Source organism: Marinobacter shunpengi, from assembly GCF_045449695.1.
GTDB lineage: Bacteria > Pseudomonadota > Gammaproteobacteria > Pseudomonadales > Oleiphilaceae > Marinobacter.
The window spans coordinates 88,301-100,687 of sequence record NZ_JBJJKZ010000020.1 but is presented as its reverse complement, the minus strand read 5'-3'; the positions used below and the strand labels follow the sequence as shown (position 1 = coordinate 100,687).

At 62.0% G+C, this 12,387-nt stretch carries 11 protein-coding genes; 3 read left to right on the top strand and 8 right to left on the bottom strand.

All coding sequences use genetic code 11. From position 1 onward, the window contains the following. Both ACJO2E_RS17830 and ACJO2E_RS17825 read right to left on the bottom strand, forming a co-directional pair. Nucleotides 1-1,068, bottom strand: coding sequence for a BMP family ABC transporter substrate-binding protein (locus tag ACJO2E_RS17830; protein ID WP_406965642.1), 1,068 nt, complete (start codon nt 1,066-1,068; stop codon nt 1-3). Nucleotides 1,069-1,324: 256 nt separating this feature from the next. Continuing rightward, complete coding sequence (locus tag ACJO2E_RS17825) at nt 1,325-2,308, bottom strand: zinc ABC transporter substrate-binding protein (RefSeq protein ID WP_406965641.1); 984 nt, start codon at nt 2,306-2,308, stop codon at nt 1,325-1,327. Nucleotides 2,309-2,382: 74 nt separating this feature from the next. Between ACJO2E_RS17825 and ACJO2E_RS17820 the strand changes: the two genes are divergently transcribed. From ACJO2E_RS17820 to ACJO2E_RS17810, 3 genes are read left to right on the top strand one after another with little or no spacing between them, the layout of a single operon-like run. Then, nucleotides 2,383-3,117 carry a metal ABC transporter ATP-binding protein gene (locus ACJO2E_RS17820; protein WP_406965640.1) on the top strand — a complete coding sequence of 245 codons (735 nt, stop codon included), beginning with the start codon at nt 2,383-2,385 and terminating at the stop codon, nt 3,115-3,117. Beyond that, nucleotides 3,107-3,934, top strand: coding sequence for a metal ABC transporter permease (locus ACJO2E_RS17815; protein ID WP_406965639.1), 828 nt, complete (start codon nt 3,107-3,109; stop codon nt 3,932-3,934). Before ACJO2E_RS17820 ends, ACJO2E_RS17815 begins: the two co-directional genes overlap by 11 nt. A 4-nt stretch (nt 3,935-3,938) precedes the next feature. Continuing rightward, a complete protein-coding gene (locus ACJO2E_RS17810; protein ID WP_406965638.1) occupies nt 3,939-5,273 on the top strand; it encodes a peptidoglycan DD-metalloendopeptidase family protein in 1,335 nt (444 codons plus the stop codon). A gap of 14 nt (nt 5,274-5,287) precedes the next feature. On the opposite strand, the gene ACJO2E_RS17805 is transcribed toward ACJO2E_RS17810, so the two are convergent. The 6 genes from ACJO2E_RS17805 to ACJO2E_RS17780 all read right to left on the bottom strand — a co-directional run bounded on the left by ACJO2E_RS17805 (nt 5,288) and on the right by ACJO2E_RS17780 (nt 12,341). Then, nucleotides 5,288-6,790 carry a tripartite tricarboxylate transporter permease gene (locus ACJO2E_RS17805; RefSeq protein WP_406965637.1) on the bottom strand — a complete coding sequence of 501 codons (1,503 nt, stop codon included), beginning with the start codon at nt 6,788-6,790 and terminating at the stop codon, nt 5,288-5,290. A 6-nt stretch (nt 6,791-6,796) separates the two neighbouring features. Further along, the gene (locus tag ACJO2E_RS17800; RefSeq protein ID WP_406965636.1) at nt 6,797-7,249 is read right to left on the bottom strand and encodes a tripartite tricarboxylate transporter TctB family protein; all 453 of its coding nucleotides are present in this window, start codon (nt 7,247-7,249) and stop codon (nt 6,797-6,799) included. Between the two features lie 44 nt (nt 7,250-7,293). Further along, nucleotides 7,294-8,250 carry a Bug family tripartite tricarboxylate transporter substrate binding protein gene (locus tag ACJO2E_RS17795; RefSeq protein ID WP_406965634.1) on the bottom strand — a complete coding sequence of 319 codons (957 nt, stop codon included), beginning with the start codon at nt 8,248-8,250 and terminating at the stop codon, nt 7,294-7,296. A gap of 117 nt (nt 8,251-8,367) precedes the next feature. Next, on the bottom strand, nt 8,368-9,309 hold the full coding sequence (locus ACJO2E_RS17790) for a LysR family transcriptional regulator (protein WP_406965632.1): 942 nt from the start codon (nt 9,307-9,309) through the stop codon (nt 8,368-8,370). A gap of 57 nt (nt 9,310-9,366) precedes the next feature. After that, nucleotides 9,367-11,313: an alkyl/aryl-sulfatase gene (locus ACJO2E_RS17785; RefSeq protein ID WP_406965630.1), complete on the bottom strand. Its 1,947-nt coding sequence runs from the start codon at nt 11,311-11,313 to the stop codon at nt 9,367-9,369. Next, a complete protein-coding gene (locus ACJO2E_RS17780; protein WP_406965629.1) occupies nt 11,310-12,341 on the bottom strand; it encodes an IclR family transcriptional regulator in 1,032 nt (343 codons plus the stop codon). The genes ACJO2E_RS17785 and ACJO2E_RS17780 overlap by 4 nt, the downstream gene beginning before the upstream one ends. Between the last annotated feature and the right edge of the window lie 46 nt (nt 12,342-12,387).

Sequence of the window (12,387 nt, the reverse complement as noted above, 5' to 3'; positions counted from 1 at the left end):
TTACTCCGGCAGGTTGGCGGTCATGCCTTCCACATACCAGTCCATGCTGGCCAGTTCCTCGTGGGTCATGCGCTCACCTTCCGGTACGCGCAGCTTGCCGGACTGGTCCTTGAGGGGGCCGGTGAACGGATGGAATTCGCCACTGTCGATGGCGGCAATCACCTCGTCCACCTTCGCCCGCTGCTCGTCGGTCAGACGGTCGCTGATGCCGACAATCTGAATGACATCCTCGGAAATACCGCCCCAGTAGTCCTTCGGTTCCCAGGTACCATCCATAACGGACTGAATAGTGTCGATGTAGTAAGGCGCCCAGTCATTGACCACGGACAGCAGGTGGGCGTCGCCACCGAACTTGCGCATGTCGGACGCCTGGCCCACCCCCCAGTTATCCCGCTTTTCGGCTGCGAGCAGCGGTGCCGGGCTGTCGGTGTGCTGGACGATCACGTCGGCACCCTGGTCCATCAGTGCGTTGGCGGCGTCGGCTTCCTTGGCCGGATCGAACCAGGTGTTGGCCCAGACCACTTTGAGTTCGATGTCCGGGTTCACTTCCTTGGCGCCCAGGTAAACGGCGTTGATGTCACGGATCACTTCCGGAATCGGGAAGGACGCGATATAGCCCAGGGTATCGGTTTCGGTAACCAGGCCCGCCGCAGTGCCGGTCACGTAACGGCCTTCATAGGTTACTGACAGGTAGGTGCCCAGATTCTCGGCCTGTTTATAGCCGGTGGCATGCAGGAAGGTCACGTCCGGAAACTGCTCCGCCACCCTCGCGGTGGGGTTCATGAAACCGAAGGAGGTGGTAAAGATCACGTCGTTGCCCGCCTGGGCCAGACGGCGGATGGTGCGTTCGGCATCGGCTCCCTCGCTAACATTCTCCACGTAGGTGGTGTCTACCTTGTCACCGAAATGCTCTTCAACGGCAAGACGCCCCAGGTCGTGCTGGTAGCTCCAGCCGTGGTCACCAATGGGACCCACATAGACAAAGCCCACTTTCATGGGGTCCTGTGCCATGGCGGGGGCAGACAGGGTAATGGCGGCAGCAAGCGCCAGGCTGCGTTTAAGGCTCATGGATACATCTCCTGAACGGTTTGATTATCGTCGTTTTATTGGGTGAACGAATCACACCTTCATGGGCGAGCAAAAAACTGGCCAAGTGTTCAGGAATTCCAGAATCATGATTTAAAAGGACTTTATTTATATCGCCGGCATCACGCCAGGAAAACGGCACCAAACTGGCGCACTACGGGAACCCCATGCCACATGAGAAGCCGGGGCGGTGCCCGGTTTCTCCGGATGACGGGCTGCGGGATGACGGAGAAAACCTTCAGCCTTCCAGTCCGAAGCAGGACCGCAGGGACCCGGCAAGCCCCCTGATCAACTCCGGATAGAGTGTGGGACCTGGCGTCAGATCCGCCCCCAACGGGTCCATCACCGCAGACGTGTTGACACCAGTACCCTCAAACACGGTTCTGACCATATCCGGGTTGTACTGGGGTTCGGTGAAGACACATTGAACGTTGAGCTCCGCCACCCGTTCACGGATCTCCCGGATGCGTGCCGGGCCCGGATCGGAGGCATCGCCAATGGAAATGGCGCCCGCCGCCGCGATGCCGAATCGTTTTTCGAAGTACTGGTAGGCATCGTGGAACACGATGAACTCCCGGTCACCCATCTCATCCACCGTCGCTTCCACGCGGAGGGAGATGTCGTCGATGATTCTTTTCCCCTCATTGGCATTGCCGGCGTACAGCGCTGCGTTTTGCGGATCTTCTTCCGAGAGGGCCTTTGCTATGACATCCAGCCACCGCCGGGCGTTGGCCGGGTCCAGCCAGGCATGGGGGTCGACACCCTCATAGTGGTGATCGTGCCCGTGGTTGTGGTGATCCTCCTTATGATGGTTTTCTTTGCCATCGGCTTCACCAGCATGGCCGTGGTCGTGCCCCTCGAAGGTGGCTCCTTCGCGGAACGGGTAGGTGGTGGTGCCGGAGATATCCAGCATTTCGATGACCTGCGCGTTCGAGGCGAGGTTTTCCAGGGATTTCTCCATCCAGGGTGTCAGGTCGTCGCCAATCCAGAACACCAGGTCCGCTTCCTGAAGCGCCTCGGCCTCCGAAGGACTCAGGGAATACCCGTGCGGGGATGCCCCCGGCCGGACAAGCAGGTTCGGTTCGCCGGCGCCCGCCATCACCTGGGCCACCAGTGAGTGCAGCGGCGTGATGTCCACCGCCACCTTCGGTACCTCTGCCTCTGCGCTCAACGGGAGCGACAGGGCCACCAGCGCGCGGGTAAACCATTGGGTCTTCCTCATTCTCGTCTTGCCTCTTCGTTTGGTTGTCCGTTAATGTTATGTTATAACATATTAAACGTGCCAGGTAGACGACAATGACACTGATCACCACCAGGAACATGGCGATTGGCTTTGGCGGGCCTGCCCTGCTGCGGGATATCGACCTGGATATCCGGCGGGGCGAGATCCTTGCCTTGCTGGGCCCGAACGGTTCCGGCAAGACAACGCTCCTGCGCACCCTGATTGGCGCGCTGCCGCCCTCCGCCGGCGTCATCTCCCGCCGCGACGGGCTTGTCGTCAGCTACGTGCCGCAACGGCTCCACATCGATGAAACCATGCCGATGACCGTCCACCGCTTCCTCCGGCTGCCGGTTCGCCACCACCGCCGGGACCTTGAGCGGGCGCTGGAACGGGCGGGCGTTCCAGCGCTGGGCGCCAGGCAACTGGGGGAGCTGTCCGGTGGCCAGTTCCAGCGGGTGCTGCTTGCCAGGGCCATACTGGAAAAGCCGGACCTGTTACTGCTGGATGAAGCCTCGCAAGGCCTCGACTACGGGGGCACCCGGGATTTCTATCGTCAGATCGAATGGATTCGGCAGGAGATGGATTGCACGATCGTGCTGGTCAGCCACGAACTGAAACTGGTCATGCAATCGGCCAGCCGGGTGATCTGCCTGAATAGAACCATTGTGTGCCAGGGGGCCCCTGAGGAAGTCGCCGCCATGCCTGAATACCGGTCACTGTTCGGCATCGACGAGCCGCAAGAGCCCGCGGCCAGGGCGCCGGTCTATCCCATCACCCCGGAGTACAAGGAAGCCCTGAATGCTCGATGACTTCATGGTCAGGGCGACCCTGGCCGGCATCGGCGTTGCCATTGCCGCCGCACCACTCGGCTGCTTTATCGTGTGGCGGCGAATGGCCTACTTCGGTGACGCCACGGCCCACGCGGCGGTGCTGGGTGTGGCCCTGTCGCTGACCCTGTCCACGCCCATTTTCGCCGGCGTGCTGGTGGTGTCCCTGTTGATGGCACTGATCGTGACCCTGCTGAGCGGCCGTGGCTACGCCATGGATACGTTGCTGGGTGTCATGGCTCATTCCGCCCTCGCCTTCGGGCTGGTGGCGGTATCCTTTCTTTCCGGCATCCGGATAGATCTCATGGCCTATCTGTTCGGGGATATCCTGTCGGTGGGCAAGGTCGACCTGGCGGTAATCTGGGGCGGAGCCGGGCTGGTGCTGGCACTGATCGGGATGCGCTGGTCCGCGCTGCTGACCGCCACCCTGAACCCGGATCTGGCCCACGCCAGCGGTATCTCGCCGAAACGCGAACAATTGATCCTGACCCTGTCCCTGGCTATTGTGGTCGCCGTGGCAATCAAGGTGGTGGGCGTGCTGCTGATTGCCTCCATGCTGATACTGCCGGCGGCGACCGCCCGCCCCTTCAGCCGCACCCCGGAAGTCATGGCCACCCTGGCGGCTGTGATAGGATGCACGGCGGCTTCGGTCGGCCTGCGTGCTTCCTACGCCCTGGACAGCCCGACCGGGCCGACCATCGTCTGCACCGCCGCGATACTCTTCGGGATATCCGGTCTCCTGCGGTTTCGTCCACGCAGGGTAATGGAAACGGCAGCAAGTACACCACGACAGCATTAAAGGCATGGCAAAAAAACTCTCTCTTTCAGCACATCAGAAGATCCTTCTCCTACTGGGCGTACTGATCCTGGGGGTTGGTGTATCCGGACTGCCGGAGCACGCAGCCGCCCTGTTCGGCAAGCAGGCGGAGATTTCCGACCCGCCCCCTGCCACAACCCAGGAAGCCCCGGAAGAAGCTCTGCCAATCATCCCCCTGGTGAAGGTACCCGAGCCCGACCCCATCGAAACCTACCGCATCCGGGACGGCGACACCCTGAGCGACATCTTTGATGACAGGGAGATACCGGCCAGTGACCTGCACAAGCTGCTGGTGGCCGATGCGGAGTTCCTGTCGCTTGAGACCCTTCATCCCGGCAAAGAGTTGACGTTCGAGTTTGATGAAAACGAGAACCTGGAGAAACTGACGCTGCACCTGGACCCGGCCCGGGAGGTGGTCTTTGACCGTCAACCGGACGGGGAATTTGCCCACCGGCAGATCGAAGCCGAGACCTACTGGTCACATGAGGTACGGTCGGGAACCATTCAGCGGAGCTTCTACTACTCCGGCATGGAAGCGGGAATGAGTGAACGACAGGTGGACGAACTTGGCCGGTTGCTGAAGAAGAAGATCGACTTCCGGCGGGAAATCCGGAAGGGCGATCCGTTCTCGGTGCTGATCGCCAATGAAATGACCGGAGATCAGAGAACCGGACGTTACCGCATCGAGGCGGTCACGCTGTCAGCCGGTGGACACGAGACCAATGCCTTCCTCTATACCGACGGAAACTACTACGATGACAGGGGCGAAAGCATCCTGCCGGCCTTCCGGCGCTGGCCCACGTCCAGGCACTACCGGGTGAGCTCCCCGTTCGATCCCGGCCGCCTGCACCCCATTACGGGCAGGGTATCGCCCCACAACGGGGTCGATCTTGCCACGCCGGTCGGCACGACGGTCCTAAGCACCGGTGACGGCGTGGTCACCCGCGTCGGCGACCATCCCTACGCCGGCAAGTACGTCGATATCCGTCACAATGGGTCGCTATCCACACGCTACCTGCACCTGAGCCGGGTACTGGTCAACAAGGGGCAACGGATCAAGCGTGGCCAGGAGATCGCGCGGTCCGGGAACACCGGGCGCTCCACGGGGCCCCACCTGCATTTCGAGTTCCGCGTCGACGGGCGCCCGGTCGATCCGATGACCGCCGATATTCCCACCGCTGCCCAGGTGCCCGACGACGCCATTGAGGCATTCGATGCCCTGGTGCGGAAACGTATGGCGCTTATGCAGGCCCCCGAATCTTCCGATCCCCCCATGATTCACGCGCAATCCGTGGAAATGAACGGCAGTGGCGAAAGCTAGTATGCCACCGTACCCTAAACCGATAGCTGACTGGCCCCGGATTGCCTGCGCCTGGCCAGACGCCAGGCAATAAAGAGGGCCAGCAGGATAAAGCCGCAGGCAATCGGCCGGCCCAGCAGGAAGGTGACGTTGCCGTCGGCCAGCAGCACCGTCTGGCGTACGTTCAGTTCGAACATCGGCCCCAGCACGAAGCCGATGATGAAGGTCACGAACGAGAAGTCCAGGATACGCATCAGAAAGCCCAGGACCGCGAAGCCCACCAGCAGCCAGGCGCTGAACAGGTTGGTGGCCACCAGGATGCCGGTGACACACAACAGCACCACGCAGGGCAGTACCAGCACCAGGGGCAGCTGCACCACCTTCGAGAACAGCTTCATGCTGAACAGGCCGATGACCAGGTTCCAGAAGGTACCCACCATCATGGCGCCAAACAGCGCATACACCAGCCTGGGCTGCTCGGAGAATAACTGTGGGCCCGGTGAGATGCCGTGGATGATGAAGGCGCCGAGGATAAGGGCCGCCGCCACGTTCCCCGGAATACCCAGGGACAGCAGCGGGATGAAGTTGGCACCGACTACGGCGGTATTGGCCGCCTCGGTTGCCGCCACGCCCCGGATATCGCCCTTGCCGAAGGACTCCGGATCCTTGGCGGCCCGTTTCGCGGAGGCATAGCCCAGAAAGGCGGCTGCTGAGGACCCCAGTCCCGGAATCGCCCCGATGATGGTGCCGATGGCCGAGGACCGCAGGATGGTGGGCGCCACATGACGATAGTCCTGCCAGCCAAATCGATTGGCCTCCCGACTGCCCAGGCCCGCCACCTGGGTGTCACCGTGAACATCATCCCGGTGGAATACCATCTGTCGGAAGATCTCCCCCAGCGCCAGCACCCCGATGCCAACAGCGCTGATGGACAGGCCATCCATCAGTTCCGGGACACCGAAAGTCAGACGGCCGCCGGCGGTTTCCGGATCGGTTCCCACCAGGCTGAACAACACCCCCAGGAAGGCCGCAATCAGCCCCTTGACGATGGAGTCACCGACAAGACCACCAACCACCACCAGCGCCACCAGGATAACCGCAGCCATTTCAGCCGGTCCCATCTGTAGGGCCACGATCGACAGGGGCGCCGCCACCAGGAACAGGACCATGTCACTGAGGGCGTCCCCGGTTACCGAGGAAACGTGGGCGGTTCGCAAGGCCTTCAGCGCCCTGCCCTTTTTCGCCATGGGGTAACCGTCAAAGGCCGTGGCGGTGGCCTCGGGCGAACCCGGCGTGTTCATCAGGATGGAGGAGACGGCACCGCCGAGGGTACCGCCCTTGTTGATCCCCACCAGGAAACCGATGGCCGTCACCGGGCTCAGGTAGAAGGTAAAGGGAATAGCGATGGTGACCGCGGTGAGCGCTCCCACTCCCGGTGCTGCTGCAAATATCTGCCCAATCAGGACACCGGCGGCAATGTACAGGAAGTTCGTGACTGTCAGCGCGTCGGACAGCCCCAGCAGAATGTCATTAATCATAATGGATTAACCCGGCAGCGGTGTCTCAAGGAGTTTTTCGAACAGCAGCCACAGGAACAGCGGCCAGCACACGGCGGTTGGAATGATCCAGTGTGGCCGTCGCTCTCCCATGGCGATCATGAAGGCAGCCATCATCAGCATGGATCCCGGCAGGTAACCCCAGACCGTCATCGCCAGCAGCCCGCCACCCAACAGGACCGTCAGCAGGAGCAGGCGGCCTGAGGATTTCAGGCTCAGGGGAGACCGCGAGCTGGCATCGCCCTTCCCAAGGACACGGGACAGCACCAGGATCGCCCCCAGCACCGTGATGGCCACGGAACAGATGTAGGGGAAAAAGCGCGGGGACAGGCCGAAACCAAAGCCCCCGGACACATGGACCGGTATCAGGTAGAAGGTGGCGATCAGGCCCGCCAGGGTGATCACCACACCGGCCCACAGATCAACGTTGCGCACTGTCATGGCGATTGAACCCCGTGAATGCTGATGAGCGGGTTCCAGCAGGTCTACTGGAACTGTTTCCGGTATTTGTCGGCATTAGCCTGGATGAAACCTTCAAGTTCCTCCGGCTCAAGGACCACATTGGGGAAGCCCATGCGTTTCTCGGCAAGCTCGGCCACTTCCTCTGATGACGCAGCCGCCTGCAGGGCCGTGGTCAGTTTGCGGAAAACCGGCTCCGGAATGCCCTTGGGCGCGGCAAACATGAAGTAGGAGGTGTAGGAGTTGTCGTAGCCGATTTCCCGGATGGTGGGCACCTCCGGTGAGGCCGTCAGCCGCTCCTCGTTGAGGGCGGCGATGACCTGGATCTTGCCATCGTTCAGGAAGGCCTGATGTACCCCCGCACTCCAGGCGATATCCACATGGCCGCCAATCAGGCTGTTCATGATTTCCAGGCCACCGCGCATGGGAATAATACGGATATCGATATCTTCCTTTTTCGCCACCTCGTTAATGAACAACCGGGTGATGGGAGAAATCGAGGCGTAGGTCAGGCCATTCTCCTTGCCATAGGCAATCATCTCGTCCCAGGAGGAGAACGGCGCGTCACCGCTGGCCACCAGGGCGCTCTGCAGCTGGGTGACGGTAGTGAGGTAGTCAAAATCAGCGGTGGTGTATGCAAGGTCGCCAAACCAGGGCATGGCGTCAAACGAGGAATTCGCCGCCAGCCCGAAGGTATACCCGTCGGGGTCTTCGTTCTTCAGGCTGGTGGCCATGACCACGCCGCCGCCACCGGCCATATTGCGGACCACCACCGGCTGGCCAAGCTCTTCTTCCATCTTTTTGGCGACCAGGCGGCTCAGGGTATCCGCACCGCCGCCAGCGCCAAAGCCCACCATCAGTGTCAGGGGCTTGGTGGGCCATTCCTCCGCAGAGGATAAAGCCGGAAACAGGCTCAGTGCGAGGGTGGCCGTCAGGGCCATCAGGAAGCGGGCGGGCAGCCCGCCCAGGGTCAGGACATTCATGACGAAATACCTCTGGATTGCTTTATTGTTGGAGTCAGGCAAACGATATCGGCGCAACAGGATAAAATAAAATACTATTTCAGAATGCCAGTGATCTGATTTCGTGATACCAGACTCTCAGGACTCCGGGCCGATCAGCTCGCCTTCCCAATCCCCCATACGTACTGCGTCGTGCATGATCCCCAACAGCACATCCCGGACGCATTCCGCCGGTCGTGATAGTGGTCGGTGCTTCGGCCAGGCCAGGGACACCGTGCGGGTGACCTCCGGTTCCACGATCCGGCGGGCAAAGTACTCCCGGGACAGACCATGGCGACCTCCCGCGTGGATCACGTTGGAAATGGTGCAGGCCATGCCGAAATCAATCAGCCCCCGCAGGGTGCGGGGCGAGTTCTGGCTCATGCGCAGGTTCAGGGACGCGCCGATAGCCAGCACCTGATCGTCGAGCACGCGGCGCATGCTGAGCTGCCGGTCACCGAGCACCAGCGGCGCCTGGACCGCTTCCGCCAGCGCAATGGGATCGTCGGAGCACTCCGGCCGGCTACGCTGCCCGAACAGGCAGAAATACTCCTGCAACACGGGGATAGCCTCGGCGTTCTCCAGTTCCGCCGCGTTGGGCACCACACCGATCTCGACCGTGCCGGTATCGATCACGTTGCCCGTCACCGAACTCAGGCCCTCGACAATCTGGATGTGCACCCGGGGGTAGGCCTGCTCGATGGCGAAGATCAGTCGCGGGGCGAGGTAATGGGCCATGGTGAAGGGCAGGGCCACGGACACCTCCCCCGCCGGCTCGTTGTTGAGGGAGGCCTTGATGTCGTTCCTGGCGATCTCCGCGTTCTTCAGTATCAGCAGGGCGTGACTGAGCAGGCGCTTGCCGGTGGGGGTGATTTCCACACCCCGACGGCTGCGCTTGAACAGTTCCGCCTCGAACTCCTGTTCAAGGGCCAGAATGTGCTGGCTCAGGGCCGGCTGGACGATGTTCAGCTTCTCGGCGGCGGCGGAGAAACTGCCCTCCTCCCATACCGTCACCAGGGACCGGAGATGTTTGAAGTTCATGGCTTGCATCCACGTTAACGGCGCCCGGCGAACCCGTTCAGGCCCGCCGGGCCGCCCTCATTCGGGCAACTTGGCCGGGGTGACAATATTGAAGCGCCCCGAGAAACGATCCAGGGACGACAACAGCAGCATCAGCCGGCTGCCATCACCCTGCACCCTGATATCCCCGCTCTGCAGGGCCTCCTGCACCGCGCCGGGTTTGCTGCCGATCAGCGGCAGCAACGTCTGTATCGTGGTCACTTCCACATCCGGCTGCTCGAACCGGTCATCCTGCCGGTGGGTCAGCACCCCATTGCGGAGCGTCAGCGCGTAGCAGGTGCCGGTATCGGAGAAACGCCAGTTGATGGCCACCTCCTGGCCCGCCACCTTGCCGGCATCCAGGCGCACCGCCAGCACATCGAAAAACTGGGACGGGGTGATGGCCTTGATCAGGTCATGGGGCACACCACCTGCACTGCGGGTCTCACGGACGCCGTTGCGGAGCTCCATGGCCCCGGTCAGGTAGGCATTACGCCAGGTGGTATTCTCACACTGGTAACCGAGCTGTTCCAGCGCATCCGCCTGCAATTGCCGGGCGGCCTGGTTGTCCGGGTCGGCGAATACCACCTTGTTGACGATCTCCGCCACCCAGCGGAAATCCCCTTTATCGAACGACGCCTGCGCCCTTTCCAGCACCCGTTCGGCACCACCCATCCAGTCCACATGACGGCGGGCGGACTCCACGGTGGGCAATGGATTCAGGTTAGCGGGGTTGGCGTCATAGAAGCCCATGTAGCGCTGGTAGACCGCCCGCACGTTATGGCTGACAGAGCCGTAGTAGTCCCGGCTGTACCACCGTTGCGCCACCGGATCGGGCAGCTTGCGCAGGTGGTCGGCGATGTCCAGCGGCGTCAGGCCGTGGTTGAGCAGGCGCAGGGTCTCGTCGTTGAGGAACGCGTACATGTCCCGCTGGTCTTCCAGGAAGGTGCGGATATTGTCCTGCCCCCAGGTGGGCCAGTGGTGCTGGGCGAACAGCACATCGGAGCGGTCGCCATAGCGGGCCAGGGTCTCCCCCAGGTAGTAGGACCAGATCCTGGGATCCCTCACCTGCGCCCCGCGGATGGTGAGGATATTGTGCTGGCAGCGGCAGGCATTCTCGGCCACACACAGCGCCCGCAGCGACGGGAAGTACAGGTTCATCTCCGCCGGTGCCTCGGTTCCGGGCGTCAGCTGGAGCTCCATTTCCAGTCCGTCGATCACCCGGGTTTCGATGGATTTGCTGACCAGGTCGGTGGGGGCTATCAGTGTGACGGTTCCCCGGGAGGTGGCCTTGCCCAGGCCAGCATCCACCTGGCCCTTCGGGCCCTTGGGCAGCAGTCCGCCATACATGTATTGCGCCCGTCGGCCCATGGCCGGTCCGGCCATGATATTCTCGCTCACCGCCTCTTCCATGAAACCGTCCGGCGCCAGGATGGACACTTTGCCCGCTTTGACATCGGCCTCATCCACCACGCCTTTCACGCCACCAAAATGGTCCACATGGCAGTGGGTGTAGATCACCGACACCACCGGCTTGCGGGGGCGATGCTGGAAATACAGGTCCATCCCGGCACTCGCCACTTCCGTCGACACCAGCGGGTCCATAACGATGAGCCCGGTGTCGCCCTCAATAATGTTCATGTTGGACAGGTCGAAGCCGCGAATCTGGTAGATGCGGTCGGTGACCCTGAACAGACCGGCAATGTTGTTGAGCCGTGCCAGGCGCCAGAGGCTGGGATGAACGGTCAGCGGTGCCTGCTCCGTCTGCTGGAACTCGTAGGCACGGAAATCCCAGGCGATCTTGCCATTGTCCCGTTCGACGGCATCCAGGTGGGGCCTGGCAACCAGCCCCCGCCAGGCGTCCTCGAAATCGGCGTCGTCTTCGAAGGGCATGGATTGCAGGCAGGCCTGGTGCTTGCGGATGGTTTCCGGTTCGGCATCCCGGGATTCAAAACCGGAGTCTGCCGCAGGGCTTGGACGGGTCACGATGGTACTTCTCCTGAGGGTTCTTGTTGAGCCAGCGGGGCGGAACCTTGCCAGAACTGCTCCCCGGTGGCCGGAATGAAAACGGATTGCAGGGTGCGGACCAGCACATCGCCGATCCGGTGCAGCTCTTCCTCACTGACCCGGAACGACGGCATCATCACGCTCAGCACACCACAGACGGCGCCAGCGGCATCCCGCACCGGCGAGGCCACGGCGGCGGCGCCTTCGGCCCGCTCGCCGACCGAGGTGGCGTAACGCTGTTTGCGAACCTGATCCAGCTCGGCATCCAGCCGGCGGATCCGATCCTCATCGAAACCGGAATCACTCTGGCCCAGGCGGTGGAAAACCCGTGCCCGCTGTTCGGACGACACAAAGGCCAGCTCCGCCTTGCCAGCGGCGCCCAGGTGCAGGGGAAAACGTTCACCCACCTCCATCACGTAGCGAATGGGCTTGCGGCTCGGCTGGACGGCGGTCAGCACGTGTTCGTCGCCAATGCGCTTGAACAGCGAGACGGTTTCACCGGTTTCCACCCCCAGGCGCTCCATCACCGGAATCAACTGGGTGGTCAGGTCATTTTCCGCCAGCAGCGGACGGACAAACTCCAGCACCTTGGCGGACATCCGCCAGCGCTCCATGCCGAGACGATTGATCTCGACAATGGCCCGTTCCATCAGCGGCTCCAGCAGTCCTTCGATCACCGCCGGTTCAAAGCCGGTCTTCGTGGCCAGCTCACTCAGCGATGCCCCCCGGGAACCACTGCCCCCAACGCCCCGCAGGAGCGTCATCAGCCGCAGCACGGTTTCACGTGTGGATGCGCGCCCCGCCAGGCTATAGCGCTTGTCACTGTCCCGGCGATAGACGTATTTCCGCTCTTCCAGGGTCTGCAGAATCCTGAACACAATGGGAGTAGACTCCCCCATTTCACGGGCCAGTTCCGTCAGTGACAGCGGTTCCCGGGCCGCCTCGATACGCTCAAGAACGTCCAGCCCCCTGGAGAGGGTTCGCAGTTGGTTTTTGGGCTCCGACATGATTACAATCTCCGAAATCGTTTTCTATATTCGTAATTTTTTTGGG

Coding starts and splice junctions, on each gene's coding strand:
- ACJO2E_RS17830 (WP_406965642.1), bottom strand. CDS start 1,068: ATGAGCCTTAAACGCAGCCTGGCGCTTGCTGCCGCCATTACCCTGTCT.
- ACJO2E_RS17825 (WP_406965641.1), bottom strand. CDS start 2,308: ATGAGGAAGACCCAATGGTTTACCCGCGCGCTGGTGGCCCTGTCGCTC.
- ACJO2E_RS17820 (WP_406965640.1), top strand. CDS start 2,383: ATGACACTGATCACCACCAGGAACATGGCGATTGGCTTTGGCGGGCCT.
- ACJO2E_RS17815 (WP_406965639.1), top strand. CDS start 3,107: ATGCTCGATGACTTCATGGTCAGGGCGACCCTGGCCGGCATCGGCGTT.
- ACJO2E_RS17810 (WP_406965638.1), top strand. CDS start 3,939: ATGGCAAAAAAACTCTCTCTTTCAGCACATCAGAAGATCCTTCTCCTA.
- ACJO2E_RS17805 (WP_406965637.1), bottom strand. CDS start 6,790: ATGATTAATGACATTCTGCTGGGGCTGTCCGACGCGCTGACAGTCACG.
- ACJO2E_RS17800 (WP_406965636.1), bottom strand. CDS start 7,249: ATGACAGTGCGCAACGTTGATCTGTGGGCCGGTGTGGTGATCACCCTG.
- ACJO2E_RS17795 (WP_406965634.1), bottom strand. CDS start 8,250: ATGAATGTCCTGACCCTGGGCGGGCTGCCCGCCCGCTTCCTGATGGCC.
- ACJO2E_RS17790 (WP_406965632.1), bottom strand. CDS start 9,309: ATGAACTTCAAACATCTCCGGTCCCTGGTGACGGTATGGGAGGAGGGC.
- ACJO2E_RS17780 (WP_406965629.1), bottom strand. CDS start 12,341: ATGTCGGAGCCCAAAAACCAACTGCGAACCCTCTCCAGGGGGCTGGAC.